This window comes from Parapedobacter sp. GCM10030251 (assembly GCF_042666505.1).
Lineage (GTDB): Bacteria > Bacteroidota > Bacteroidia > Sphingobacteriales > Sphingobacteriaceae > Parapedobacter.
On record NZ_JBHTDN010000005.1, the window covers coordinates 100216 to 124577 of the forward strand.

Here is a 24362-nt window from a genome sequence, read left to right on the forward strand (position 1 = left end):
ACCAAAAGTTTGTGCTTTTCTTACCCTTTTTTAATTTAAACAATCCCGACTTCTTCCTGTTATCACAGGAAAAGACTAGCGATGATGCGAAATAATACCACCCCTGAATCGGGATCAGACGTGCTTACAAGAGATGGCATACTGCCAAGCCTCTGGCAGCAAGCTGCCAGAGGATCGTCCATGCCCCTAAACGCCAGCGGTGCCGGGGCAGACCGTACCTGGGATGCGTTGATCGTGGGCGGCGGTATCACCGGATTGACCACGGCGTTGCTGCTGCAAGAAGCCGGGCTGGCGTGTGCGATTGCTGAAGCACACCTTGTGGGTTTTGGTACAACCGGCGGTACGACGGCCCACATTAACACCATGCTCGATACACCGTATCATACCATCGAAAACAATTTCGGCACATCCGGCGCCGAGATCGTAGCGAATGCGGCCCGGGCAGCACGAGACCTTATTGCCCGAAATGTTTTTCACTATCAAATCGCCTGTGATTTTGAATACAAAGAGGGAATTCTTTTCGCCCAAACCGAAAAGGAAGCCGCTGAACTCGAGAAAATATACTCCGCATCCCAACGCGCAGGCGTAGATGTAGACCGAACAAGCCACGTACCCGTTCCCCTGGAATTTCAAACAGCCATTGCCTATCACAAACAGGCACAGATGCATCCACTCCGTTACGTGTATGCGCTGGCAGACCGCTTCGTTCGCAACGGAGGCGTCATTTTCGAGCACACCCGGGTGATGGGCAGTACACGCAAGGGCGATCTTCATCAAATCGAGACAACTGATCAGCCCCTAAAGAGCCGCCGCATCGTCTATGCAACCCACATTCCTCCAGGTTTGAATATGCTTCACCTAAGGTGTGCACCTTATCGTAGTTATGTGTTGGCAGTGCAGCTTGCCGATGGTAAGTATCCGACCGATCTCGCGTATGATATGCAGGAGCCATACCATTATTTCCGTACGCATGTTGTAAACGATACGCCCTACCTCATTATCGGTGGAGAAGACCATAAAACCGGGCACGGTTCACCAACTCGTGCCTTCCAATCGCTCGAAGCCTATGCCCGTACACACTTCCAGTTGTCATCAGTCGATTTCCGTTGGTCCGCCCAATATTTTGAACCCACCGATGGTTTGCCTTACATCGGAACACTTCCGGGAGCCGATGAAGACACGTACGTGGCCACCGGCTTTAGCGGCAACGGCATCTTATTCGGAAGTTTTTCGGGATTATTGTTGGCCGATCTAATTCTCGGAAGGGAGAATCCCGGCGAAAAAATGTTTTCGCCGTCGAGGATCAAGCCCGTTGCGGGCTTCACCAATTTCGTAAAGGAAAATGCCGATGTGGCCTATCGGTTTGTGTCAGACCGGTTTGGTACGGAACAGCTCGAGGCACTGATAGAATTGGCTCCCGGAACCGGCGCAGTGGTCAACTATGAACAAGAGAAAATCGCCCTGTACAAGTCTCCGAACGGCAAGGTCAGCGCGCTAAGCCCAGTGTGTACGCACGCAGGGTGCATCGTGGCATGGAATGATGCCGAAAAAACCTGGGATTGCCCTTGTCACGGCGGGCGCTATGACGTTTACGGAAATGTGTTAACGGGCCCGCCCCGAAAGAACTTACAAACCATTCCCATTTCTTAATGCATAGGCTATAATGACTGGTCAACGAAACCCCAAAACCCGCAAATGGAAGATAACATACCGCATAATTGCTGGAGTGGTTTTGCTATGTATTGTCATCCGATTGCTGCTGCCAACGATTGTGTTGAAGTATGCGAACCGCACACTTGCCAGTTTGGATGGTTACTATGGCCAGGTCGCCGACATTGATATCGCCTTGTATCGGGGCGCCTATCAGTTGAACGGATTCTACCTGAATAAAGTCGACTCGGCATCCGGCGACCAGACGCGGTTTTTTGCTGTCAAGGAGATCGATCTGTCCGTCGAATGGCGTTCGCTGTTCCGCGGCTCAATCGTAGGTGAACTCATGTTTGATTCGCCCGAGTTAATTTTTACCAAAGAAAAAGCTGAAATCGACGCAGTGGCTAAGGATACCAACGATTTCCGGCAGTTACTCAAGGATTTCATGCCGTTGCGCGTCAATCGGTTTGAAGTCCAAAACGGAAGTATTCACTATACCGATAGCACGACGTCGCCATTGGTAGATATCTCGCTGAAACAGGCATATATCCTGGCGGAAAACCTTAAAAACACAAATCGGGAAGACGAAAAGCTGCCTTCAACGATCCATGCACAGGCACATGCATACGGAGGCACGCTTTCTTTGGATATGCGGATGGACGCGTTGGCAGAAAAGGCCACCTTCGACCTGACCGCAGAAATCAAGGGTGCCAGCTTACCGGAACTGAACGACTTCTTTATCGCATATGGTCGTTTCGACATCAGTAAAGGTACTTTTGGGCTTTATTCTGAATTCGCCGCAGACGGAGGGCGATATAAAGGTTATGTAAAGCCGATCGTCAAGGATTTGGAGGTAGTCGGCCTGGAGGACCGCGACGATAGCTTTTTCCAGCAAGCAAAAGAAGCAATCGTAGGTTTCGTAGGCAAAATCCTGGAAAATCCCAAAGAAAACCAAGTAGCTACCCGGGTTCCTATCGAGGGCAGTTTTGGTGAAACGGATGTATTGGTTTGGGAAGCGGTTTGGCAAATTCTAAAAAACGCATTTATCAAAGCATTGATGCCCAGTGTAGACAATGCAATTAACATCAATTCGCCCAAAGAAGTAGATGGACGTAAGGGAATTTTTAACGATTGATGGGATTAGGACGAGAGCCGCTCAAAGGAGAATACACCGGAAATGTGCTTGTTGAAATAGCGACCTTTTGATCTTGCCTGCCGGAGTCCAAGATACACTGCCTCGGGAACGTTGAAATACTGGTAAACAGCTCCTGTTTGGAAGATGATTTTTAAAAGGCGCGTATCCGCTTTATAGTCCATGTATTTGATAACGCTTGACGGCATTTCTTACGCATATGCACTAAGGGAATAACTTCATATTCGCCGGTTTGTTTCCATGTGAGTAAAAACAAATGCCATGGCTCACTGTTATACCGGTATGAACCGATTGAAAGACAAGGTAGCGTTGGTTACCGGCTCTGATTCCGGGATTGGCCGGGCCATAGCGCTTGCGTATGGTGCAGAGGGCGCAAAGGTTGTCGTTACCTATCGTTCCGATGAAGAAGGTGGAACACGTACGGCCGAAGAAATCAAGGCCAGGGGATCAGATGCCATTTGCCTCTACCTGGATGTCAGCGATGAAACCGTTGTGGCATCCGTATTCGAAGAAATCATCCACCGGTACGGACGAATCGATATCCTTGTGAACAATGCTGGGGTAAACGGCAGCAATATACGGGTTGCGGAAATGGATTCCGAGACGTTTGACCGATGCTTAAAAACCAACTTGTATGGCCCCTTTTTTTGCTGCCGGGAATACCTGCGCAGGCAAGCGGATCCAAACTCCGATGGAAACATCATTTTCATAAGTTCGATCCATGAAGATGTAAATACTGCCGGAAACGCAGATTACAATGCTTCAAAGGCGGCAATAAAAAATTTCAGCCGAAGCCTCTCGCTAGAGTTAGCCGACAAGCGCATTCGGGTCAATAACATCGCTCCGGGCATGATACTGACCGAAATGAATCAGGAAGCCCTGGAAAACGAGCGGGTAAGAAAGCAAAAAGAACAGCACATCCCTATGAAACGTGCCGGGACGCCCGAGGACGTGGCAAACGTAGCCGTTTTTCTCGCCTCAGCCGAAAGCGGCTATGTGACCGGCGCTACCTACGTGGTAGATGGAGGATTAATGATCCAGCTTGGGCAGGGAGCGTAAGCCTATCAGGCGATCTGCCGTTCAACTGTGTTTACAAAGTTGTCGATATCAAACGGCTTTTCGATAAAATCTGCGGCATCGCAATCCAACGGTAATTGATTGGAATGAGCCGAAATCATCACAATGGGTATTTTTTGAGTTAATTCGTTGGACTTCAATTGCCGGCATACGTCGATTCCGTTACCATCAGGGAGCATAATATCCAAAATAAAAAGACTTGGGTTGATCTTCGCTAATGCATTGAGAAAAGCTCTCGTCGACTCGAAACTAACCACGTCAATTTCATTTTCTTCGAGTATATATTCTATCAATTCCCGTATATTTGGATTATCCTCCAACACCGCTACTTGCTTTTTCATATCGTTTCCTTGAATTTTCCAATCACTGATCGGGTTCAAACCGTTGATCAGTTATTTTGGCCTTTTGTCACCGGCTCCTGCTGTTTGCCCATATTATCCGTAGCCAGGCTATCGGGCATCATATTGCTCATTGCGATTTTAACTTTGTTCTTAAATCCAGAAATCACCTTGTCCTTCCCCTCCATCAACGCGTTGTACCCATCTTTGGCAACATCGGCGGGATCTGCCAAATCGCCCTCTTGAACGATCTTTGATTCCTCCATATCCGCTTTATTGAAAAAATCGGTGTCCGTGGCCCCTGGCAGCAGGGAAGTGACGGTGACACCCGTTTCTTTGATTTCATTGCGGATGGCCTCACTAAAAAAGTGGACAAACGCTTTCGTGCCGTGGTAAACTGCTTGATAAGGACCCGGTACTTTACCTGCAATGGAGGAGACATTGAGAATCTTCCCTGAATTACGTGCTACCATCTCTTTCAGCGCATACTTGGTAAGTATGACACAAGCGTTGATGTTCAGCTGCACAATCGCTAACTCACGATCCAATTCCGTGTCAACAAATTCGCCATACACGCCTTGGCCCGCATTGTTTACCAAGATGTCTAGCACAATACCCTTGGCCTGAAGCGCCTCCACGACTTGGTGGGGAGCATCGCGATCGGAAAGATCTTTCTCAATGGTAATCACCTCGATGGGGTGTAGGTCTGACAACGCCTTGCTTACCTCGTCAAGCTCCTGCTTGTTGCGGGCGACGATGACCAGGTTATAATGATCCGCTGCCAGCAACTTAGCAAGCTCTAACCCGATACCATGAGTGCCTCCCGTTACAAGTGCAAATTTATTTGTGTTCATCGTTCCTCCTATTGATTTGAGGCCTTGCGGCTGGAACCCCGCTTCCTGCCTTTGGGCTCACCTGAGTCATCCACCAAAAGCGCATCAGCCGACCCCGGCGCACTTGCCTCGGTCCCTTCACGTGCAGACTGCGAGCCCGCACCCGCATCCATGCCTGCCGTTGCCTCCTTCATCGCATTTATGGCCGGTTCAGAATCCGTTGTGATGCTTTCGGTATCGGGTGGTGGCAACTGACTTTCAGTAGCCGGTTCAACACTCGCGTCGATATTTATATCGCCTTCGGCTAATCGGGTAAGTATTCCGTCAGTCTTCTTTTCCTCAGCTAGGGTTTGCGCCAACAGATCGGTCGCTTCCTGAAAGCCCAACGTTTTCGCCAAGGTACTTAGGCTGCCATAAGCGGCAATTTCATAATGTTCCACTTTTTGGGCGGCCACAATCAGTGCGGCATCGCGGTGCGCCGAGCCCTCCTCGGTTTCGTCGATCACCTGCCACCCTTCGTCAAACAAGCCCTGCATTCCGACACAGAAGATCGGTTGCGCTCCCATGCCTTCGAGGTAAAAGATTTTCTCTAATCGGGTTACGTGGTCATCGGTTTCCTTTCGATGGGTGCGAAAGGCCGCCTTTAATTCGTCCGTACTGGCCCGTTCTTCCATGTTTTCCAGCACGTCACGCAGGTGCAGCTCGCACCAATAAATTTCTTGTAACATGGTCCGGTAGAATCGTTCCAGACCAGACGGGGTTTCCTTTTCTTGAGTTGCCATGTTGTATAGTTTTTTATTATCAAATATTCTTACTTGGATGATGAGTTAACAAAAGCGTGGATGGTCGGTTTTAAGAATTTCATTATAAAACAGAATGTCACATCACTTGTTATCTTTTCACAGGAATTTGGAAATCAAACTGGAAACATCATGCAACAGAAAAAAGAAACCAAGGCCGCCGACGTCAAGCGAACGAAGGAAGAAAGAGAGCGGAAATTGGATGAAGAAATCGAGCAGACATTCCCTGCGAGTGACCCTCCTTCGTATTCACAGCCCCACAACGAGCCCAAAGAGAAAGAGGAAGATGAATAACGGCTGATCACTATGCAGACAAAAATCGAAAGAATCAAGCATTCGCTCGAGCTTGACGAAAAGTTGGATCACCAACAAAAAGGCTGGATGGTCCAGAAAATTTGCAGTATAGGAATTGGAATTATCGTTGTTTTAACCGCTCTTGGCTTATTTGGCGACGGATGGCTAAGTAGCAAAAAGATCGTAATTAACGGCACATCACTTCATTACGAAAAGTTTCTGCGGTACGAAAAGGAAATGAATATCGGTTGGGCGATAACCGATCAAAAGGAAGTTCAATTCCTCATACCTATGCGATACCTTGACCACTTTAAAATTGAAAAAGTCGTTCCTGAAAGCTATGAAACGGCTATTACCGAAGGATATGTTAGTTATACGTTCAAGGCAAACCCGGCAGCGCAGACGTTGGTACGCTTTTACCTAAACCCGCAAAAAACAGGGAGTGTCAGGGGCGAGTGGTTGGTCAACAAACAGAGCTTTAAATTCATGCACTTTATTTACCCGTAATATGGAACTTATTATTCGCGGCGCTGTCATTTACTTGTTTCTTTTATTGCTTTTCCGTGTACTCGGTAAACGCAGTCTCGCCGAGACGACAACGTTTGATTTCGTCTTATTGCTGATTATAGGGGAGGCTACACAACAGGCGCTTTTAGGTAATGATTTTTCGACTACCAACGCACTTGTGTTGATTACAGTGCTGATGGGGATTGACTTGGTTTTCGTAAAACTAAAAGGAAAATACAAAAAGCTGGATAGGCTGCTGGAAGGGACGCCGCTTATTTTGGTAGATCACGGTAAACCGTTGAAAGGAAGGATGAAAGAAGCCAAGGTCGACACCGAGGATATCCTTGAGGCAGCACGTATCAGCCATGGGCTTGAGCAGATGCACCAAATAAAATATGCGGTGTTGGAACGAGATGGGCAAATTTCAATTATACCTTCCTAGCAACGATCATTATTATTTATGCCCTTCTATCTGTCGCTTTAGCATAAGGCTTTAGTCTTTTCTTTAACTGTTGCCGGGCCATATGGATCCGGGTCTTTACCGTTCCGATCGGGATCTGGAATTGCTCCGCAATTTCGTGGTATTTGTACCCCTCATAATACATGGTAAAGGGGTAATAATATTCCTCCGAAAGCTTTGAAAGCGCGTTCTCGATGTCTTTCATCACAAACTTTCCTTCGGCCTGATTACGCAAGGAACTCATGTAAAGATCTGATGATGACAGGGTTTCGGATTTAACGATCAGTGAGTTGGTTTTGATCTTTCTGCGGTAGTAGTTGATAAATGTATTTTTGAGAATCGTATAAAGCCACGCCTGTAAGTTCGTTCCTTCCCTGAATTTATTGTAATAGGAAAATGCCTTTAGCATCGTGTCCTGTACTAAATCACTCGCATTCTCTGGATCTCGTGTAAAATAACGTGCGTAACTGGTCAATGCTCCTGTTTCTTGGACTACTTTGTTGCTAAATTCTACCTGATTCATAACTTCATTTTAATTAGAAAGTAAATCAACAATAATTGTGTTTGTCTAGTATTCGGTTCCAGCGTTCTGGCAAAAAGCAGACAAAAACGGCCTGAAATTGTTTGGATTTTTTAAAATTTTCGTATTTCGGGCAAGACGAACCTGCCGAAGTCTTCGATAAACGTGTGCTGGTCCCGGTTTACGTTGTGTAAGATCAATCCGTCTACTCCCAGTGAAAGATATGCCTTCAACCACTCGGCATGCTGTGACGAATGACTGGAAATATTGACAGATCGCTTCATTTCATCCGGACCAACAAACGCGGAGATCGCATCGAATTGTTCGGGTTTCCATAGTTCTGCCAACATAGCACCGTCCAGCACGTTTGTACGCCATTGATCCAGGGCTCCGGAATACGCTTTCGATTCGTCGCGTGAATAAGATAGCTGTACTTTTACATATATCGGCTTTCCAAGTCCTCCTCCATCTCGAAACTGCTTGATAACTTGCCTTAGTTTTTCCAACGGATGATTGACGGTTAACATCCCTTCGGCCCAACTTCCCATCCAATAAGCCGTCTCTTCGGTAAGGGCTGCTCCGTACAAAGGCGGCCGACTTGAAGGGAGCGTATACAGACGTGCTTCGTTTACACAAACATGCCCTTGGTAAGTGACGGTTTTCCCTTCCAGCAGTTCCCGGATAATGTTGAAGGATTCCAATAATCGCTCGTTCCGAAGTGCTTTGCTTGGCCAATGTTGCCCCGTTATTTGTTCATTAATGGCCTCACCGCTGCCGAGCGACAGCCAGAAGCGGCCGGGAAATAGCTCGCTCAAGGTGGCAGCAGCCTGCGCAACCATCGCTGGATGGTGACGTGGGCCAGGCGCACAGATCAATCCAAAGGGCAGTGTGGTTGCCTGCATGGCAGCCCCCAGCCAACTGAAGGAATGGCCACTTTCTCCTTGCCGCTCATTCCACGGTTGAAAATGGTCGGATGAATGGATACCATCAAAGCCAGCCCGTTGTGCCAATACAGCATATTCCAATAATTCCGAAGGCTTGAATTGTTCATGGGACGCGTGAAAAAGAATCTGGCTCATGCGAAATATTTATGATATAATTAACCAGTTATATGCATATGGCCCTAGTTCGACGGTCAATCGACTACCTGATTGAGTGGCGCGAGCCCTGCCAATCAGCGAAATAGGAGGAGTAGAACCTTCCGATGGTAACAGGAACGTTGCCTGCGTTGGTTCCGCCGAAAAGTGATGGACCACAACCAACCAACGGGCTTTCAGGGAATAAATGTAAGCGAGGACCGTATCCTGGTCCGTATCCAATAACCTAAAGTCCCCGTCAGCAAATAAGTCGCTTTCTTTATTTCGCGTATGGATCATCGCCTTCGTTTCGTTAAGCAACGATGCCGGTTGCGCGGATTGACTCGCTACATTTACGCATTCGTATGAAAATCTGCCCTTTCGGATAAGCGGTGACTTAAGCGCATGCGGTACAACGTCCGAAAAGCCGCCATTTTGTTCGCCAGACCATTGCATCACCGTACGCACGCTCCTCCGTTCGGGAAGATTGAGATCGTCTCCCATACCAATTTCTTCGCCATACCGCAGCACAGGTGTACCGGGCAATGTAAAAAGCAAGCTCATGGCCAATTTCAGGCGCTGTTGATCGTTACCGACCATGGGTGCCAGTCTTCTCCGGATTCCGCGGTCGTAAATGATCATTGACGGTTCAGGAGCAAATTGTGCATAGACCTGTTCCCGCTCTTCTTCGGTGAGACGTTCCAGATCAAGCTCGTCGTGGTTACGCAGAAAATTAAGATAAGGTCTGCGGTCTTTAAGCGGAAGCCGTTTCAATGCCCAATAAAGGGGATCTGCACGTTGCGTGGCCAGCGCGAGGAACGTATAGTTATTTAGGTAGAAATTAAATAAGGCGGATAACCGACCGCTATGCAGAAATTCAGGATAGTTCTCTGGTTCCACGTCGGCTTCTCCAATTAGGATGGCACGTTCTTCATGGGCGAGTACCGCCCGCCGCCATTCTTCCAGTAGATCATGGGGGTCGCCGTTGAATCGGCAGTCCCCCTTGTCGCGAAGGATGTGTGGCACCGCATCAATCCGGAATCCATCAATTCCCTTTCCCATCCAGAAATCGATGATATTGAGCACTTCGGTTTGGACGCGAGGATTGGTCATATTCAAGTCTGGCTGATGCTTATAAAATGTGTGGTAAAAATAAGCCGACAAGGCGGGCTCATATTCCCAGTTGCTTTCTTCGACCGTTTTGAACACCAGATCTTCCTTGTCGTGAGGTGGCTTTTCGGCTTTCCAGATGTAGTAGTCATGGTAGAGCGAGTCTGGCATACCGATTGCAGTTTTGAACCAGGGATGCGCGTTGCTGGTATGATTTACCACCAAGTCCAAAACAATCTTAATACCCTTGGATTTGGCCATTTCAACTAGGAGCCCAAATTCCTCCAACGTACCCAACCGGGGGTCAATACGATAGTAATCGACGACATCGTATCCGTCGTCTTGTTGGTTAGAGCAATAAAACGGAGCCATCCAGATGCATTGAATACCCAATTCTACCAGGTAGTCAAACTTGGAGAGTAACCCCTTGAGGTCGCCCTTTCCATCTTGGTTCCCATCTTTAAAACTCCTAACATCAAGTGAATAAATAACGCCTTTTTTTAACCAGTTGGTTTCATGCATACGGTGTTCTTAATTTGGCAAATCATCCGAACGTTTCTCCCATACATCGAGAAAATCATCCGCTTCATCCTGGCGCTCGTCAAACGAGTCCAGTATGCCGCCATACCAACTCTTTGCTTGCTCGAATACCTTGATCAGATCGTCCGTTACATACCGATGTACAATGAACGCAAACTGCTCGATTTCGCCGTATTTATTGACGCGTTCCCACTCATAGCGAGGGCTAATGGTATGAAGCAACGGGTTATGAGCTTCTAAGAGTTCCAGAATGGTATGCGTCGGAAAATGAAAAATCACTACCCGACCCGCCAGGGTAATCGCCTTCGGCGCCAATTCCGTTAACAGTGTGAAGTCAGGAATCGTAAATCTCACAAGCATATCCTCCTTTCGCTGCAAACTGTTTGTTTTCTAACCCGCGACGGGCGGGTTTGTTTGGCTTCAATTTTTCAGTCGCATTTTTTTCAATTCCCCCCAACAATTTCATCGGCAGACTGTCATCTTCGTAAACGAGAAACAACGATATCGGCATGGCGACGTTAACGAATGAAAAAAAGAAGGGCAATCCCGAAAAAGCCCAAAACGTGAAGCGCGAAAGCCCGAAAAAACCCCTTAAAAAAGGGCCTTCATCCAAAAAGGACCTTTCATCCAGCTATAATAAATTCAAGAAATACGATGGAAAAGTCTATACCGGCATGCAGATCGGAAGGAGCCATCACTGGATTTATGACGCCGGCAATTGGCGGGAAACAAAAATCACACCCGACCTCTGGGAGATTTCCTATGCCGTAACCAAACGACGGAAGGGAAAGGCTCCCAAGGGATCTGGTGTACCCGTCGGCACTGGTTACCACTGGTATGTTCTCGCTCATCAATATGTTGAAAAGCTGAATGCTAACGATTATTCAACGGCGTTGACAGGACTTGAATTCAAACTTGCACATAAGCGTGCAACCAAAAACAAATGGAGCGTTTCCGGACAGACGCAGCGCAAACATCTCATCCAGTTTTTAAAGGATATAATCGCGCAGTTAGAAAGCGATCCCATTCCCTTGGAATTTGAATATAAAGGCGATCGGTATAAAGGCGAAGGTGCCCCCATTGCCCAGACCTGTCAGGAGGGTGTTTGCTATGAAGTGGATGTAAATCTAAATGACCAGCCGATGGGCATCATCCGCTGCGCAAAAAGTGGTTGGAAAATGGACGGTATTGACCAAGGACTAGTGGATGCCATCGGTCATCAGATTTTTGAGCATTTTGAGTGAGTGACCCCATTTTTCTATCTCCTTTTTTTAACTCGCATCCATAATACGCCACTTACAAACGCCAGGGTCGCCACGGCGACCACCAACGTCTTTGTCGATGTAGGCATCCGTGCGGGATTCGGAAGCCTTGTCACGCCCCGCCTGTTTACACGTGCCGGCTCCTTCGTATATCGACCGCTCGACGGCACCGCCAGCGAATTGAAATTTCTAACCAGCTTCATAAGCCCATCGGTTAGTTCATTTCCTCGCATCGGTTTTCCGTGGCCGCTTACGGCGATCGATGGATTGAGTTCCTGTAACACTTTTACGGAGGCCGCCGCCGCCTCCCAATCGTACGTAAAGTATTTCGGTGGACCGGATAATTGCTTTTTTTGAAAAAGAATTGAAAAGACCGATTCTTGGCGCGTGGTGACGAATGCATCTCCCGTAATAAGGAGATGGTCTGTATCGCGGAATAGGGAAATATGGCCCGGCGCATGGCCCGGCGTGTGAACGTAGCGCCATTTTGGAAGAAAAGGCAAACTACCCTCTTTATTCAGTGCATGAACTCGGTTGCCCAAATCGGCAGGCTCATTAGGATAGAGAAAAGATACCCAACTCATCATTCCACCGCCGGCAAACGGATCCGGCGGCGGATAAGCCGCCTGCCCGGTTAAATAGGGGATTTCCAAGGAATGGGCGTATACAGGCGTATCTTTCCACGCTTCTAGCAAATAAGGAAATGCGCCCACATGGTCGAAGTGGCCATGAGTGAGAATAATGGCGGCCGGTGGATTGTCTGCTCCGAACAATTCGGTAGCCACCTTTACGATTTTTCTCCCCGATCCCTTGAGCCCGGCATCCACCAACACCCATTTTCCGTCTTCAGCCGCAATAAAATAAACGTTTACAAATAGAATTCTGAGCCGCCAAACACCGGTCGCCACCTGTTCCGTTGCGTCATGTACATGAGTTTGTTTCATAACCCTCTTTTTAGGGGTAACCTTCAAAGCCCGGGTTTGTTTGCTCTCCGGATCGGCACTGCGTGGAGTTCCTTCATTGCCCTGCTTACACCGCTGCTGGGGAATTCACTTTCGTAGACAATTGTGTCAGAAAACAGTACACAAGAAAAATCTTGCCATCGGCGTTTTCGCCACGTCATTGATTCGGAAGGTTTTTGTCCACACCTCCGGAAAGATGTTGGTATCACTAAAAAAAATCACCATGGCACTTGTAAAAGTAATCGAAGTAATCGCATCTTCCGAAAACAGTTTTGACGATGCGATCCGAAATGCGGTGACGGAAGTCACCAAAACCATCAAAAACGTCGACTCGGTTTACGTCAAAGATTTCAAGGTACATGTACAGGGCAGTGAAATCAAGAGTTTTGGGGCCGTTTGTAAAGTGTCCTTCCGTATAGACGAGAGCCAAAGGCAAAAGCATGATAACGTTTAGGCGGACAGGCCCTCATCCCACACGGGGACCGGATCCACTGCTAGACCGCGTCGGCAACGCACGGCATGTCATTTCTCCAAGAACTCGCGTACCTCGTGCAGATTATCAAAGGCAAGATCTACGTTCAAAGCGTGTCGGATCGCTTCATGTGACTGCACACCGAAACAGGTTAAGCCGGCGGATTTAGCGGCAGTCGTTCCGGTCTCGGAATCTTCCAATACTAAACAGCGATCCGGCGCCAGCCCCAGCTCTTCCAGGCAACGGAAATAGGGCTCCGGGTCCGGTTTAGGTTTCTGTACATCCGTGCGCGTTACCAACACGGCAAAAAAATGCTTGATCCCGTTTCGCTCGAGGTGATAGGCGGCGACCTCACGCTTACTGGAAGTGACCACGGCCATGATAACCTTTCGCTCGTCCAAAAAATGGATCAAATCGATAGCTCCCGGCATTAAGGGTACGAATTCCTTTTCATGTTGTTCGGCAATGTGGCCCCGCACCTGTTCGAAGAACGTCTCCCGGTCAGCCGTGAAAGCATAATTTTTACGCAGCACCTCAAAAGCCTGCCCATCAGTTTTTCCAGCCAGCTCATTCAACCACAAATCGCTTCCCAGCGCAAAGTCATAGGACTTAAGTGCAGCTCGCCACGCTTTATAATAGAACCATTCGGAATCGATGAGTGTTCCGTCCATATCAAACAATACGGCTTCCCAGTTTTTTATCATTTGCGTTTAATTCGTGGTAAACTTATACAAATTCACCTTTATATGCAACGCAATTAAGTTGACGGCTAAAATTAAACGCGTATCTTTGGGCGTCAACTTACCCCGGCCTATTGTCGATACACCGCGGAAACGGTAAGATCGGGATTTCTAAATTGTGAAAACAACCCTGGTAAAATTCAAAGCAGCATCCGATGGATATTCAAATAAACGAACAGGCGATCGTTGTAACCGGAGGCCCCGGAATGGGTAAGACCTCACTTATTGAAAAACTTGGACAAATGGGATATGCCTATATGCCGGAATCCGGTCGGCACATTATTCAGGCGGAACTTGAATCGGGGGGCGACAAACTGCCATGGGCAGATCGACAGGGTTTCGCTAGGGAAATGTTCAACAGGGCCGTGATCGATTACGAACAAGCTCGGAATGACCATACTATTACATTCTTCGACAGAGGGCTTCCCGACGTAATCGGCTACCTGACGTTGTGCAAACTTCCTGTCGAGGATGACCTATGGTCGGCCGCGAGGAAACTCCGATATCATCCCCAGGTATTCATCACCCCTCCGTGGGAGGAGATATACGTTACGGATAACGAGCGGAAACAATCTTTCGACGAGGCAAAAGCTACCTATGAGGCCATGGCAAATGTGTACACGCTCCTAGGTTATTCGATGATCGAAATACCAAAGGTGCCCATTGGGGAAAGAGCTCAGTTTATCATCAAAAAAGTATCGTCAAAAAGTTAATTTAATTGAGCGGCAGGTCATCTGAGCGGCAGGTCGCCCGACTGAAAAAATGCGAGCGGATGTCCATCCGGATCTAGAATATCCGCACTCCAACCCCCCGGGGCTTTGGAGACCGGCGTAACAATTTCAGCTCCTTCTTTAGCTAACTTTTCCAATACGGTTTCCATGTATCCTTCTTCGAGCTCAAACACCACGACCGGTGAGCGTCCGATGGTCTCCTGCCCTTGGAAAAAAAGCAATTCAACTCCATCACTCAAATTTGCCAGCAGCCAATCCGGTTCGTTACCACCGGATTGACGCTCGACGTTAATCCCTAAAATGTCACGGTAAAAACGCTCCGTGCGATTGATATCGCCTACATTAAAAATTACCGCGATTCCTTTCTTTAGCTTTACTCCCATTTTTTCTCGTATTATTGACTCCTGTCGATCGTGGCCTTAACCGCCTCATAGCGATTTGCTGCCGACTGCGTTCCTTCTGCCTTTCAGACCCAAGAATTCGCCATTAAATTACTAAATTTTTATTTTCTACCTTTGGAGTCCGTAAATGTGAAAGGGCAACGATAGTTTTTGAATGCTTTGTCAAAAATCAATTGAATACCCAGCATTATGAATAAGACACAACCAATCAAGCATTTAGATATTGTCATATCCGGAAAAGTACAAGGCGTGTGCTTCCGGTTAACGACTAAAGCCGTAGCGGATCAGCTAGGCATAAAAGGCGTCGTTTTTAATAAACCCGACGGCACGGTCTTTATCGAAGCTGAGGGCGATCCATTTGCGCTCGAATCGTTTTTGGAATGGTGCCAAGAAGGGCCGGAAAATGCGGTGGTTGAAAATGTAACTTCCGCTGAAGGCGATATGAAAAACTATCGTAACTTTGAAGTCATCAGGAAATCGCGTACCTCGTCATAACGGCTCACTTGTCTGCACTCAGGAAATTTGCCACGCAAACTGCCATCTATGGGTTGAGCACCATCATCGCTCGGCTCATCAACTTCGTGCTCACACCACTTTTCGTGCGTCAATTTCCCACCACGGTATACGGTGTCTTCACCCAGCTGTACGGTTGGGCTGCTATGATCAATGCCGTCTTGGCATTTGGCATGGAAACCACCTTTTTCCGCTATTTGGAGAAGCATGAGGGAAATAAACAAAAGGTACTCAACAACAGCTTTGTCGTTACACTTTTTACGTCGGCCCTTTTCCTCATCACGGTATTCTTATTTTCAACCCCAATAGCCACTTGGCTCAACAACGGGCAACAGAATGATGATTATACGAAATATGTTCGCTATTTTGCGATTATCCTCACCGCGGATGCCCTCGCCGTGATCCCCTTTGCACAACTCCGTGCGCAGGGCCGCCCCATCCGTTTCGGCACCCTGAAATTGATCAATGTATGCACGTTATTGCTCGTCAATCTGCTTTTCCTCTTTGGAATTCCCTGGCTATTACGGCACGTGCCCGCCTTATCTGGATATTTCACCTGGTACCGGCAGGAATGGCTTGGCTATGTGTTTATCGCCAATATCGTGGCCAGTGGCCTCACACTGCTGCTACTGACTCCCGAAATACGGACCATCCGTCTACGTGTGGAGCGCAAATTGCTCGTAGATATGCTATCATACAGTTTTCCAATTCTAGTAGCTAATATATCGTTTATCATCAATGAATACTTGGATAAAATCGCGATACCGCTGCTATTGCCGGGTGAAAAGGGTAAAATGGACAACGGAATTTATGGCGCGGTGTCCAAAATAGCGGTATTCCTCAGCATCGCCATCCAGGCGTTCCGCCTGGGTGCCGAACCTTTCTTTTTCAGCTATGCTAAAAACGAAAATGCCCGAAAGGTCTATGCGACAATCATGGATTACTTCATCATGGCCACGGTACTGGCCATGGTAGCTATCTCTGCAAACATCGAATGGCTCAAATATTTCATCGAAGGCAAAGACACAGAGCAGGCGCTCTACTGGTCCGGACTGCATATCGTGCCCATCCTACTGCTGGGATACGTGCTGCTCGGAATTTACATGAACTTATCGGTATGGTATAAACTGACCGACCAAACCCGCTTTGGCTTGTACATTTCCGGTATCGGAGCCGTTGTAACGCTGGTGCTGAACCTGATTTTCATCCCACGGTACAGCTACGAAGGTGCGGTGTGGGTAACGGTACTCGCTTATGGAAGCATGGTAATTCTATCGTATGTTTGGGGGCAGCGCCACTATCCCATTCCGTACCGTGTTGGCAAAAACCTCACGTATATCGTAGTCGGAGTAGTCATATGCTGGCTGGTATTTACCGTATTTGATCGACACGTCATTATTGGCAACCTGCTTTTTTTGGCGTTTGCAGGGATAACCTTTTTTTTGGAGCGCAAAGCTTTATTTGCCCTCTTGAAAAAATAGCCTAAGCTACCTCCAATTCAAACTGCTCGTTGATCTCGTCAAGAACGGCATGGATGTCGGCAATATCGCCGAGGGAAACCAGTTTCATGCGGTATTCCTTGAAATGGGAAATACCTTTAAAATAATTTGCGTAGTGGCGCCGCATTTCAAAAATGCCGGTTTTTTCGCCCTTCCATTCTACGGATTTTTCCAAATGTGTGCGACATACAGCTACCCGCTCGGCAATTGATGGGCCGGGCAGGTACTCGCCGGTACGGAAAAAGTGCTTGATCTCGCGGAATATCCACGGATATCCGATAGAAGCACGGCCAATCATGATGCCATCCACCTCGTACTCCATACGCCATGCAGCGGCTTTTTCCACACTGTCCACGTCCCCGTTGCCAAATATCGGAATGCGGATACGGGGGTTCCGTTTCACCTCGCGGATAAGGTGCCAGTCGGCCTGTCCTTTATACATTTGTGAACGCGTACGGCCATGTATACTCAACGCCTGGATACCCACGTCCTGGAGACGTTCGGCCACTTCGTATACGTTTTTGGTGTTGTCATCCCAGCCCAGTCGTGTTTTCACGGTCACGGGCAAATGGGTAGCTTCGACAACGGCCTTGGTCATGGCCGTCATCTTATCGATGTCCTGCAATAAACTCGCCCCGGCACCCCGACAAGCCACATTTTTTACCGGACAACCGTAATTGATATCAATGAGGTCAGGATTTACCTGACTGGCAATTTCGGTCGCCTCCCTCATGGTGCCGATGTCACTTCCGAAAATCTGGATGCCGATGGGTCGCTCGTATTCAAATATATCCAGTTTTTGGCGGCTCTTGGCGGCATCGCGAATAAGTCCTTCAGAGGAAATAAACTCGGTATACATCATATCCACTCCGTTTTGCTTACATACAAAACGGAAAGGCGGATCGCTTACATCCTCCATGGGTGCAAGGAGTAGTGGGAATTCACCCAGATCAATTTTACTTCCGATTTTAACAGACATTCCAGTTACCAGCGGCAAAAATACGGAAAATTTTTTATCGCCTTATTACAATGCCTTTACGAACTCGCTAATCGCCTGTACCGGGTCGTCGGTCTTCATAAAATTCTCGCCAATGAGGAACCCCTGGAAACCTGCTTCGCGCAACTGACGGATTGTTGCCGGATTGCTGATCCCACTCTCCGACACCTTGATGAACCGGTTGGGAATCAGGTCCACCAGCTCCAACGAGTGATCGAGCGATACCGAAAAATCCTTCAGGTTACGATTGTTTACACCGATTGCGTCGACACTGTCGGTGATACTGCGCTCCAGTTCCTCCCGATTGTGTACTTCCAGCAGCACATGCAAGCCCAGCGACTGCGCAAACGCCGACAACACCTGCACCTCCTTAGGATCGAGCACGGCTGCAATCAGCAGGATAATGTCCGCCCCGTACGCCTTGGCTTCAACGATTTGATACTCGTCCACAATAAACTCCTTGCGAAGCAACGGAAGCTGCAATGCCGCGCGGGCCTCGGTCAGATCCGCCAGGTTGCCCTTAAAAAATTCGGAATCTGTCAATACGGAAACTGCTGAAACGCCCGCCGCTTGGTAACCTTTTACTACCTCAGCCACCGGCGAATGGGCATTGATGATGCCTTTGGAGGGAGAAGCCCGCTTAAATTCCGAAATGATACCGTTTCGTTCCGGATGACGTATCGAGTCATGCAACGAATAACACGATCTTCCAAACAAGGGCATCGCTTCCAAATCGGCAATTACCGAAACAGCCTTTGCCTGTTCAACTTCCTGTTTCTTTTTGTCGATGATTTTATCCAGAATGGTCATTTTCGTTCTTAGGTGTTTGAATCGCTAAGCGGAATACAGTGTATGTGGGTTGGTCTGGCTCGTATCATTTTGATGAGGCACGGTGTCCAGCCAGTTGGCGATCATCTCTTTTCCGTGTACGGTGAGCACCGATTCGGGATGGAACTGCAGCCCTTTTACATCCAGGGTTTTATGAGACAGAGCCATGATAACTCCGTATTCGTCCTCTGCGGTGATGGACAGCGAGTCCGGAAACCCCTCGCGCGAAACCGCCCAGGAATGGTATCGACCCACAGAAAAAGACGGCGGCAATCCATTGAAGATCGGCTCTTCTGGAGCGGTTACGCGAATGGGTGTTGCCGTGCCGTGCACAGGCCTGGCCAGATTATAAAGCGTCCCTCCGTATACCTCAGCAATGGCTTGCTGGCCCAAACAGATCCCTAGAATACTCTTGGAGCTGCCATACGTGCGGATGACGTCCAATAGCAGCCCCGCCTCTTCCGGAATACCCGGTCCCGGCGACAGGAGGATCTTGTCAAAAGCGGCGACGTCGGCCAGCGCAAACTTGTCATTGCGCCATACCGTGGCGTCGTGTCCACACTCATGCAAAAGATGCACCAAATTAAACGTAAAGGAATCGTAATTGTCGATCACCAAAATGGCAGGTGATGGTTTTTGCAAACTGCTCATGTTACTATTAAATATCTTGTGCCAACTCCAATGCTTTGCGCAATGCGGCGATTTTGTTATTTACTTCCTGGCGTTCCTTTTCAGGATCCGAGTCCGATACAATACCCGCTCCGGCTTGATAATGCAGGGTGTTGTGGCGGCTCAGAAACGATCGTATCATAATGGCGTGATTAAAGTCTCCGTTGAAGCCCATATAACCGATAGCTCCACTATAAAAACTCCGTTGTTGGTTTTCATACCGATCAATCAGTTGCATGGCCATATGTTTGGGCGCGCCGCTAAGCGTACCCGCGGGGAACGTATCGCCCACCACATCAAATGAATTGACCCCATCTTTCAACGTCCCGCATACTTTGGACACCAGGTGGATAATGTGCGAATAATACTGCGCTTCTTTATACGATTTAACGTGCACGCGCTCGCAATGCCGACTTAGATCGTTCCGTGCCAGATCCACCAGCATAACGTGTTCAGCATTTTCCTTCGGATCTTCCTTTAATGCCTCAGCTATTTTTTCATCCTGTTCCTGATTTCCGCTCCGCTTGAATGTACCTGCAATCGGATAGATGGTCGCTTCCCGATTACGTATGGTCAATTGAGCCTCCGGCGATGAACCAAACAATTTGAAATCACCGTAGTCAAAATAAAACAGGTAGGGAGAGGGGTTGACAGACCTCAGGGTGCGGTATACGTTGAACTCGTCGCCCAAAAACGGACGGGAGAAACTCCGGGATGGCACAATCTGGAAGACATCGCCCCGGAAAATATGGCTTTTCATTTTCACGACCAACGACTCAAAACCTTCGTCCGTCATATTGGAGGTCTCCGCTCCATTGAGAGAAAAGCTGTACTCAGGAAAATTCTTGTTTTGAATAAGGTATTGCATTTTTTCCAATCCGGATGGGCGTACTTCATTTTCGAGTTGGTGTTCAAAAATGTAGAGCTGATTGCGGAAATGGTCAATCGCAATCACATACCGATATACATGGTATTGCAAATGGGGAATATCCCGGTTTGGGTCGGGCGGACTTACCAGCTCGATGTCCTCAAAATGAGAAACCGTATCAAAAGTGAAAAATCCGAAAAGTCCGTTGGAAATAAACCTGAAATCCAAATCATCCGCTTCCTGAAACGCGTTCCTGAACCGAGATACTTCTTCCCGAAGGTTGATGCCTAGCGCCGGTTTTTGTTCGGGCTTACACTGGGGATACTGTATTTCCAGAACGTGACGATCCAACCGGATGCCGGCTATCGGCTCGCAGCAAATATAACTCATGTTGTTTTCGCGGCTGTGGTAGTCCGAACTCTCCAATAGCAGGCTGTTCGGGAATACATCGCGAAGCCGGAGATAAGTACTTACCGGCGTGGTTGTATCAGCCAGCAACTGTTTGTACGTAGTTTTAAATCGATATGTCATATCTCAATCTATAGTAACAAAAAAAACCCGACGGATTTTTAGAAACGTCGGGCTAAATATTCCAAAGCCTTGGTTGATTAGGAATATGTACTTGTTCCTACTGGCCCGACGTTATCCGCTTCGAGCCACCACCATGATACCATGTGGAACGTATTCATCAACATACAAGGCAAAAATATAAAAAATATTGGGCAAACAAATTTTTGGGCAAAAAATAATCCGGCCTATTTGATCACTTCCAGCTTATCCAATTCGGTGGAAATGAACGTTATTTCTTCGGTGCTCAGGCGAGCATCGGCCGCCTTGGCATTCTGGATGGCCTGCTCGGCATTTCGGGCACCGACGAGCGCGATGGTAATTCCGGGTTGTTCCAAGGTCCATAACAGGACCAGTTGCCCCATGGAAATCCCTTTCTCGTCTGCAACCGGCTTAATCGTTTCCAGAAAGGCGTTTGTCCGCCGCAGGTTTTCCTCGCTGAAAAAATATAGCCCTGCACGGTGATCTCCTTCGCTGAAAACATGCCCGGGCTTCATCTTTCCGATAAGCAAACCCCGCTCCATGGGGCTGTACGCCAAGATCGATTTCTGCTGGTCGAGACAATAGGGAACTACTTCTTTCTCGATACCGCGCTTGACCATGCTGTAAGGCACCTGATTGGATATAATATCCACGTACTTCGATGCTTCCATCAGCTGGTCGACGTCGTAATTGCACACACCTGCATAACGGACTTTACCTTGTTCAATCAGCTGGGCCACAGCTTCCATGGTTTCCTGTATTGGCGTGGTAACATCCGGCCAATGGATCTGATACAGGTCGATGTAATCGGTCCGCAGTCGACGGAGACTGTCTTCGCATTCTTTGATGACGCTTTCCTTACCCGCATATTTATAAATATCGATATCCTTACCGGAGTTATCCTTGCTATGAGAAGCAAGCGTCCCCTTCGCCAGATCCCAACGCATTCCGTACTTGGTTAAGAGATATACCTTGTCGCGTGGAATGCCTTTGATGGCTTCTCCGACGATTTCTTCGCTGGTACCCTGCCCATAAACAGGAGCGGTATCAATGGCATTTACCCCTAAATCGTAAGAAGCCCGGATCGCCTCCACAGCGCCTTTACGCTCCGTGCCACCCCACATCCAACCGCCAGCAGCCCACGCACCGAACGTAATGACCGATAAATCCAGCTCGGTTCCAATCAATGTTCTGTATCGCATAGTTTGTAATTTACTAATAAATCGTGCGTATACCAATAAGCATCGCATTTGCAAATTAACACATCTGCACGAACAACGGCAATAATAAAAACGAGAGCCGATAACCGAAAATGTTTCAGGATTGTTACGTAAATAACGCATAAATCCATTTATTTTGCCAACCAAATTGATTTGTTATTTTCGGATGAAACCTCGCGAAACCAGAGGCGAATGATGAAATCCAAGTTCCATGAAGCCCATACGGCTAAAAAAATTTTTTCGGATGAAAGCTAGCATAGTATTACTTTTTATCGTCAGTTCGTTTGCCCTGCGAGTGGAGGGCCGTGATTTTTACCAACTGAAAATCTATCACTTGAAAACTGAGCGGCAATCGGCTTTATTGGATGACTTCCTGGAGCACGCGTACCTTCCAGCGCTCCATCGGGCAGGCGTATCAAAGGTGGGTGTATTCAAGCCGATTGCTAAGCCAGAAACGGATGGCGAACGATTAGTTTATGTATTTATTCCCTACTCGTCTTACGACCAATTCGCAGCAATGGATGACCGGTTGCAGCGGGATAAGTTATACCAACGTGCCGGAAAGGCCTACTTAAGCGCTTCTTATGACCAGCCTCCATATGAGCGGATTGAGACCATTCTGTTGAATGCTTTCGCCGACAGCCCACACGTCCAGGCTCCCAACCTTACGTCCCCAAAGTCCGAGCGTGTTTACGAACTTAGAAGTTACGAAGGGCCTACCGAAGCCTATTACCGAAACAAAGTGGAGATGTTTAACAAGGGTGACGAAATCGGATTGTTCAAACGATTGGGATTCAATGCTGTGTTCTACGGAGAAGTTATTGCGGGCAGCCGCATGCCCAACCTCATGTATCTTACCACTTTCGAAAATAAACAGTCGCGGGATGAACATTGGGACGCCTTCGGCAAAGATGCATACTGGAAGCAGCTTTCCGCCAGACCTGAATATCAAAACAACGTATCCCGCAATCAGCAGATTTTTTTGTACCCGACGGACTATTCAGATCTTTAACAACTGTCGGTTTCATCCCGCTTTTTAGCGGTTTCATCCCTCGGACTACCCGATTTATCACGCGGCTGCTACCTTTGAATCAAATCAGGCGGGCTGTAACAAATTGTGCAATCTGTTTGTCTTAAATGGGAATAGCTCGGACACGATGAAAAAGGTGACGCAATTTTTTTGGTGGTGCAGCGGTGTACACCAAGCAACGTTGGCGAAATACCCTGCTGAACACAATAAATATGTAGGGATTGGAGCCACAATTTTCTTTACGGGGCTGTTCGCAGCCCTATCAGGAGGATATGCATTATATTTCGTTTTCAGCGGAACCGCGTTCTCGGTTATATATGCCCTCCTTTTCGGCCTACTTTGGGGTTTGGCCATCTTCAATATGGATCGTTACATTGTATCCAGCATCCATAAAAATGCCTCCGGGTTCAGGCAATTCCTACAAGCCACACCTCGTATCCTGCTGGCTGTCCTCATCGGTATCGTGATCGCGCGTCCGCTGGAACTCAAGGTATTCGATAAAGAAATCCGCGAACAGCTGCGAACAACCTACCTTGACCGCCAACGATCTCATATCGATACGCTTAATAAAGCCTTCGAGAGCAAATACGCAGTCGAACTAACCAGGGTGGCAGAATTGAAAACCGAACGGGACTCGCTGGAAGCATCCATCAAATCCGATCGCATCAAACTGAAAATGGAAGCCTTTGGCGAGAAAACCGTGGAAACGTCGGGCATTGTGGGATACGGACCTTATGCCAAACAACGCCAGGCCGAACTCGATAAACAAGAGCAATACCTCGACACGCTCCGTAGCCGGATTGGGCAGCAGGAAGCCTTCATCCAACAACGTAAACAATTTGAGGGGCTGCTTGATGAACGGTTGCTTACCGGCGAACAACTTGACAGTGCCGTAAACAAGGCAGGATTCGCCGATCGCAATGCGGCCCTTGGCAACCTGAAATACAATCCCGACGGTACACGAAACGAATCCAATTATTGGTCAATTGCCTTCATCATGCTGCTCTTTATCTTCTTTGAATGCCTTCCGGTGTTCGTAAAACTGATGAGTGCCCGCGATGCATACGACATCGATAACCGCGATCGGCAATTGGTGGATATCCACCGCTCCGGCAGCGAACGCGACGCGGATATAGCGGTTATCGACGGCATATATAACGACCGCGTAAAAGCGGACATGGAACGGGAAAAATCCCGTATTTGGGAAAGCGAAGCGACCTGATCTCGGATTTCATCCCCTAACTTCCGCCGTTCATCCCATTT

At 48.1% G+C, this 24362-nt stretch carries 29 protein-coding genes; 13 read left to right on the top strand and 16 right to left on the bottom strand.

Annotation, left to right across the window (positions count from 1 at the left end):
* Positions 1–81: 81 nt before the first annotated feature.
* Positions 82–1650, top strand: coding sequence for an FAD-dependent oxidoreductase (locus ACFQRK_RS15330; RefSeq protein WP_379008222.1), 1569 nt, complete (start codon positions 82–84; stop codon positions 1648–1650).
* A gap of 13 nt (positions 1651–1663) precedes the next feature.
* Entirely contained in the window at positions 1664–2785 is a 1122-nt protein-coding gene (locus tag ACFQRK_RS15335) for a DUF748 domain-containing protein (protein ID WP_379008224.1), read from the top strand.
* Between the two features lie 5 nt (positions 2786–2790).
* Here the strand turns inward: ACFQRK_RS15335 and ACFQRK_RS15340 are convergent, their stop codons facing one another.
* Entirely contained in the window at positions 2791–2991 is a 201-nt protein-coding gene (locus tag ACFQRK_RS15340) for a KTSC domain-containing protein (RefSeq protein WP_379008227.1), read from the bottom strand.
* 73 nt (positions 2992–3064) lie between these two features.
* Between ACFQRK_RS15340 and ACFQRK_RS15345 the strand changes: the two genes are divergently transcribed.
* On the top strand, positions 3065–3862 hold the full coding sequence (locus ACFQRK_RS15345) for an SDR family NAD(P)-dependent oxidoreductase (protein ID WP_379008230.1): 798 nt from the start codon (positions 3065–3067) through the stop codon (positions 3860–3862).
* 5 nt (positions 3863–3867) lie between these two features.
* Here ACFQRK_RS15345 and ACFQRK_RS15350 read toward each other — a convergent pair whose 3' ends face one another.
* The 3 genes from ACFQRK_RS15350 to ACFQRK_RS15360 are packed head-to-tail and all read right to left on the bottom strand — an operon-like array spanning position 3868 to position 5833.
* Positions 3868–4221 carry a response regulator transcription factor gene (locus tag ACFQRK_RS15350; protein ID WP_379008231.1) on the bottom strand — a complete coding sequence of 118 codons (354 nt, stop codon included), beginning with the start codon at positions 4219–4221 and terminating at the stop codon, positions 3868–3870.
* 47 nt (positions 4222–4268) lie between these two features.
* Complete coding sequence (locus tag ACFQRK_RS15355) at positions 4269–5072, bottom strand: SDR family NAD(P)-dependent oxidoreductase (RefSeq protein ID WP_379008234.1); 804 nt, start codon at positions 5070–5072, stop codon at positions 4269–4271.
* 8 nt (positions 5073–5080) lie between these two features.
* Positions 5081–5833: a DUF892 family protein gene (locus ACFQRK_RS15360; RefSeq protein ID WP_379008235.1), complete on the bottom strand. Its 753-nt coding sequence runs from the start codon at positions 5831–5833 to the stop codon at positions 5081–5083.
* Positions 5834–5983: 150 nt separating this feature from the next.
* Here ACFQRK_RS15360 and ACFQRK_RS15365 point away from each other — a divergent pair, with 150 nt between their 5' ends.
* From ACFQRK_RS15365 to ACFQRK_RS15375, 3 genes are read left to right on the top strand one after another with little or no spacing between them, the layout of a single operon-like run.
* Positions 5984–6145, top strand: coding sequence for a hypothetical protein (locus ACFQRK_RS15365; RefSeq protein WP_379008238.1), 162 nt, complete (start codon positions 5984–5986; stop codon positions 6143–6145).
* Between the two features lie 12 nt (positions 6146–6157).
* Positions 6158–6652 (top strand): hypothetical protein, encoded by a 495-nt coding sequence (locus ACFQRK_RS15370; protein ID WP_379008240.1) that lies wholly within the window; start codon positions 6158–6160, stop codon positions 6650–6652.
* A gap of 1 nt (position 6653) precedes the next feature.
* Complete coding sequence (locus ACFQRK_RS15375) at positions 6654–7094, top strand: DUF421 domain-containing protein (protein ID WP_379008242.1); 441 nt, start codon at positions 6654–6656, stop codon at positions 7092–7094.
* Positions 7095–7110: 16 nt separating this feature from the next.
* Here the strand turns inward: ACFQRK_RS15375 and ACFQRK_RS15380 are convergent, their stop codons facing one another.
* The 4 genes from ACFQRK_RS15380 to ACFQRK_RS15395 all read right to left on the bottom strand — a co-directional run bounded on the left by ACFQRK_RS15380 (position 7111) and on the right by ACFQRK_RS15395 (position 10712).
* Positions 7111–7635 carry an RNA polymerase sigma factor gene (locus ACFQRK_RS15380; RefSeq protein WP_379008244.1) on the bottom strand — a complete coding sequence of 175 codons (525 nt, stop codon included), beginning with the start codon at positions 7633–7635 and terminating at the stop codon, positions 7111–7113.
* Positions 7636–7745: 110 nt separating this feature from the next.
* Positions 7746–8711: a TIGR03885 family FMN-dependent LLM class oxidoreductase gene (locus ACFQRK_RS15385; RefSeq protein WP_379008246.1), complete on the bottom strand. Its 966-nt coding sequence runs from the start codon at positions 8709–8711 to the stop codon at positions 7746–7748.
* A 9-nt stretch (positions 8712–8720) separates the two neighbouring features.
* Entirely contained in the window at positions 8721–10340 is a 1620-nt protein-coding gene (locus ACFQRK_RS15390; protein ID WP_379008248.1) for an alpha-amylase family protein, read from the bottom strand.
* Positions 10341–10349: 9 nt separating this feature from the next.
* Positions 10350–10712 carry a hypothetical protein gene (locus tag ACFQRK_RS15395; protein ID WP_379008251.1) on the bottom strand — a complete coding sequence of 121 codons (363 nt, stop codon included), beginning with the start codon at positions 10710–10712 and terminating at the stop codon, positions 10350–10352.
* Between the two features lie 155 nt (positions 10713–10867).
* Here ACFQRK_RS15395 and ACFQRK_RS15400 point away from each other — a divergent pair, with 155 nt between their 5' ends.
* Positions 10868–11602, top strand: a complete 735-nt coding sequence (locus ACFQRK_RS15400) for a hypothetical protein (protein WP_379008254.1) — start codon at positions 10868–10870, stop codon at positions 11600–11602.
* A gap of 14 nt (positions 11603–11616) precedes the next feature.
* Here the strand turns inward: ACFQRK_RS15400 and ACFQRK_RS15405 are convergent, their stop codons facing one another.
* Positions 11617–12564 carry an MBL fold metallo-hydrolase gene (locus ACFQRK_RS15405; protein WP_379008256.1) on the bottom strand — a complete coding sequence of 316 codons (948 nt, stop codon included), beginning with the start codon at positions 12562–12564 and terminating at the stop codon, positions 11617–11619.
* Positions 12565–12805: 241 nt separating this feature from the next.
* On the opposite strand from ACFQRK_RS15405, the gene ACFQRK_RS15410 reads away from it, so the two are divergent.
* Positions 12806–13036, top strand: a complete 231-nt coding sequence (locus ACFQRK_RS15410; RefSeq protein ID WP_379008258.1) for a dodecin family protein — start codon at positions 12806–12808, stop codon at positions 13034–13036.
* Between the two features lie 68 nt (positions 13037–13104).
* Here the strand turns inward: ACFQRK_RS15410 and ACFQRK_RS15415 are convergent, their stop codons facing one another.
* A complete protein-coding gene (locus ACFQRK_RS15415) occupies positions 13105–13758 on the bottom strand; it encodes an HAD family hydrolase (RefSeq protein WP_379008261.1) in 654 nt (217 codons plus the stop codon).
* A gap of 191 nt (positions 13759–13949) precedes the next feature.
* On the opposite strand from ACFQRK_RS15415, the gene ACFQRK_RS15420 reads away from it, so the two are divergent.
* Positions 13950–14507 (top strand): AAA family ATPase, encoded by a 558-nt coding sequence (locus ACFQRK_RS15420; protein WP_379008264.1) that lies wholly within the window; start codon positions 13950–13952, stop codon positions 14505–14507.
* A 17-nt stretch (positions 14508–14524) separates the two neighbouring features.
* On the opposite strand, the gene ACFQRK_RS15425 is transcribed toward ACFQRK_RS15420, so the two are convergent.
* Complete coding sequence (locus ACFQRK_RS15425) at positions 14525–14908, bottom strand: VOC family protein (protein WP_379008266.1); 384 nt, start codon at positions 14906–14908, stop codon at positions 14525–14527.
* Positions 14909–15115: 207 nt separating this feature from the next.
* Between ACFQRK_RS15425 and ACFQRK_RS15430 the strand changes: the two genes are divergently transcribed.
* Positions 15116–15421 carry an acylphosphatase gene (locus tag ACFQRK_RS15430; RefSeq protein WP_379008267.1) on the top strand — a complete coding sequence of 102 codons (306 nt, stop codon included), beginning with the start codon at positions 15116–15118 and terminating at the stop codon, positions 15419–15421.
* An 8-nt stretch (positions 15422–15429) separates the two neighbouring features.
* On the top strand, positions 15430–16920 hold the full coding sequence (locus tag ACFQRK_RS15435) for a lipopolysaccharide biosynthesis protein (RefSeq protein WP_379008270.1): 1491 nt from the start codon (positions 15430–15432) through the stop codon (positions 16918–16920).
* A gap of 1 nt (position 16921) precedes the next feature.
* On the opposite strand, the gene dusB is transcribed toward ACFQRK_RS15435, so the two are convergent.
* The 5 genes from dusB to ACFQRK_RS15460 all read right to left on the bottom strand — a co-directional run bounded on the left by dusB (position 16922) and on the right by ACFQRK_RS15460 (position 22051).
* Positions 16922–17917 (bottom strand): tRNA dihydrouridine synthase DusB, encoded by a 996-nt coding sequence (gene dusB, locus ACFQRK_RS15440; protein ID WP_379008273.1) that lies wholly within the window; start codon positions 17915–17917, stop codon positions 16922–16924.
* A 45-nt stretch (positions 17918–17962) separates the two neighbouring features.
* Positions 17963–18745 (bottom strand): indole-3-glycerol phosphate synthase TrpC, encoded by a 783-nt coding sequence (trpC, locus tag ACFQRK_RS15445; RefSeq protein WP_379008274.1) that lies wholly within the window; start codon positions 18743–18745, stop codon positions 17963–17965.
* Positions 18746–18769: 24 nt separating this feature from the next.
* Positions 18770–19414: an anthranilate synthase component II gene (locus tag ACFQRK_RS15450; RefSeq protein WP_379008276.1), complete on the bottom strand. Its 645-nt coding sequence runs from the start codon at positions 19412–19414 to the stop codon at positions 18770–18772.
* Between the two features lie 7 nt (positions 19415–19421).
* Positions 19422–20831, bottom strand: coding sequence for an anthranilate synthase component I family protein (locus ACFQRK_RS15455; RefSeq protein ID WP_379008280.1), 1410 nt, complete (start codon positions 20829–20831; stop codon positions 19422–19424).
* 224 nt (positions 20832–21055) lie between these two features.
* Positions 21056–22051, bottom strand: a complete 996-nt coding sequence (locus ACFQRK_RS15460) for an aldo/keto reductase (protein WP_379008282.1) — start codon at positions 22049–22051, stop codon at positions 21056–21058.
* Positions 22052–22313: 262 nt separating this feature from the next.
* Between ACFQRK_RS15460 and ACFQRK_RS15465 the strand changes: the two genes are divergently transcribed.
* Positions 22314–23081 (top strand): NIPSNAP family protein, encoded by a 768-nt coding sequence (locus ACFQRK_RS15465; protein WP_379008285.1) that lies wholly within the window; start codon positions 22314–22316, stop codon positions 23079–23081.
* Positions 23082–23226: 145 nt separating this feature from the next.
* Positions 23227–24321: a DUF4407 domain-containing protein gene (locus ACFQRK_RS15470; protein WP_379008287.1), complete on the top strand. Its 1095-nt coding sequence runs from the start codon at positions 23227–23229 to the stop codon at positions 24319–24321.
* The last annotated feature ends 41 nt before the right edge of the window (positions 24322–24362 follow it).

Bases quoted from the DNA above. Each gene is read 5' to 3' on its own strand.
- ACFQRK_RS15330 (WP_379008222.1), top strand. From the start codon at position 82: ATGATGCGAAATAATACCACCCCTGAATCGGGATCAGACGTGCTTACA.
- ACFQRK_RS15335 (WP_379008224.1), top strand. From the start codon at position 1,664: ATGACTGGTCAACGAAACCCCAAAACCCGCAAATGGAAGATAACATAC.
- ACFQRK_RS15340 (WP_379008227.1), bottom strand. From the start codon at position 2,991: ATGCCGTCAAGCGTTATCAAATACATGGACTATAAAGCGGATACGCGC.
- ACFQRK_RS15345 (WP_379008230.1), top strand. From the start codon at position 3,065: ATGGCTCACTGTTATACCGGTATGAACCGATTGAAAGACAAGGTAGCG.
- ACFQRK_RS15350 (WP_379008231.1), bottom strand. From the start codon at position 4,221: ATGAAAAAGCAAGTAGCGGTGTTGGAGGATAATCCAAATATACGGGAA.
- ACFQRK_RS15355 (WP_379008234.1), bottom strand. From the start codon at position 5,072: ATGAACACAAATAAATTTGCACTTGTAACGGGAGGCACTCATGGTATC.
- ACFQRK_RS15360 (WP_379008235.1), bottom strand. From the start codon at position 5,833: ATGGCAACTCAAGAAAAGGAAACCCCGTCTGGTCTGGAACGATTCTAC.
- ACFQRK_RS15365 (WP_379008238.1), top strand. From the start codon at position 5,984: ATGCAACAGAAAAAAGAAACCAAGGCCGCCGACGTCAAGCGAACGAAG.
- ACFQRK_RS15370 (WP_379008240.1), top strand. From the start codon at position 6,158: ATGCAGACAAAAATCGAAAGAATCAAGCATTCGCTCGAGCTTGACGAA.
- ACFQRK_RS15375 (WP_379008242.1), top strand. From the start codon at position 6,654: ATGGAACTTATTATTCGCGGCGCTGTCATTTACTTGTTTCTTTTATTG.
- ACFQRK_RS15380 (WP_379008244.1), bottom strand. From the start codon at position 7,635: ATGAATCAGGTAGAATTTAGCAACAAAGTAGTCCAAGAAACAGGAGCA.
- ACFQRK_RS15385 (WP_379008246.1), bottom strand. From the start codon at position 8,711: ATGAGCCAGATTCTTTTTCACGCGTCCCATGAACAATTCAAGCCTTCG.
- ACFQRK_RS15390 (WP_379008248.1), bottom strand. From the start codon at position 10,340: ATGCATGAAACCAACTGGTTAAAAAAAGGCGTTATTTATTCACTTGAT.
- ACFQRK_RS15400 (WP_379008254.1), top strand. From the start codon at position 10,868: ATGGCGACGTTAACGAATGAAAAAAAGAAGGGCAATCCCGAAAAAGCC.
- ACFQRK_RS15405 (WP_379008256.1), bottom strand. From the start codon at position 12,564: ATGAAACAAACTCATGTACATGACGCAACGGAACAGGTGGCGACCGGT.
- ACFQRK_RS15410 (WP_379008258.1), top strand. From the start codon at position 12,806: ATGGCACTTGTAAAAGTAATCGAAGTAATCGCATCTTCCGAAAACAGT.
- ACFQRK_RS15415 (WP_379008261.1), bottom strand. From the start codon at position 13,758: ATGATAAAAAACTGGGAAGCCGTATTGTTTGATATGGACGGAACACTC.
- ACFQRK_RS15420 (WP_379008264.1), top strand. From the start codon at position 13,950: ATGGATATTCAAATAAACGAACAGGCGATCGTTGTAACCGGAGGCCCC.
- ACFQRK_RS15425 (WP_379008266.1), bottom strand. From the start codon at position 14,908: ATGGGAGTAAAGCTAAAGAAAGGAATCGCGGTAATTTTTAATGTAGGC.
- ACFQRK_RS15430 (WP_379008267.1), top strand. From the start codon at position 15,116: ATGAATAAGACACAACCAATCAAGCATTTAGATATTGTCATATCCGGA.
- dusB (WP_379008273.1), bottom strand. From the start codon at position 17,917: ATGTCTGTTAAAATCGGAAGTAAAATTGATCTGGGTGAATTCCCACTA.
- trpC (WP_379008274.1), bottom strand. From the start codon at position 18,745: ATGACCATTCTGGATAAAATCATCGACAAAAAGAAACAGGAAGTTGAA.
- ACFQRK_RS15450 (WP_379008276.1), bottom strand. From the start codon at position 19,414: ATGAGCAGTTTGCAAAAACCATCACCTGCCATTTTGGTGATCGACAAT.
- ACFQRK_RS15455 (WP_379008280.1), bottom strand. From the start codon at position 20,831: ATGACATATCGATTTAAAACTACGTACAAACAGTTGCTGGCTGATACA.
- ACFQRK_RS15460 (WP_379008282.1), bottom strand. From the start codon at position 22,051: ATGCGATACAGAACATTGATTGGAACCGAGCTGGATTTATCGGTCATT.
- ACFQRK_RS15465 (WP_379008285.1), top strand. From the start codon at position 22,314: ATGAAAGCTAGCATAGTATTACTTTTTATCGTCAGTTCGTTTGCCCTG.
- ACFQRK_RS15470 (WP_379008287.1), top strand. From the start codon at position 23,227: ATGAAAAAGGTGACGCAATTTTTTTGGTGGTGCAGCGGTGTACACCAA.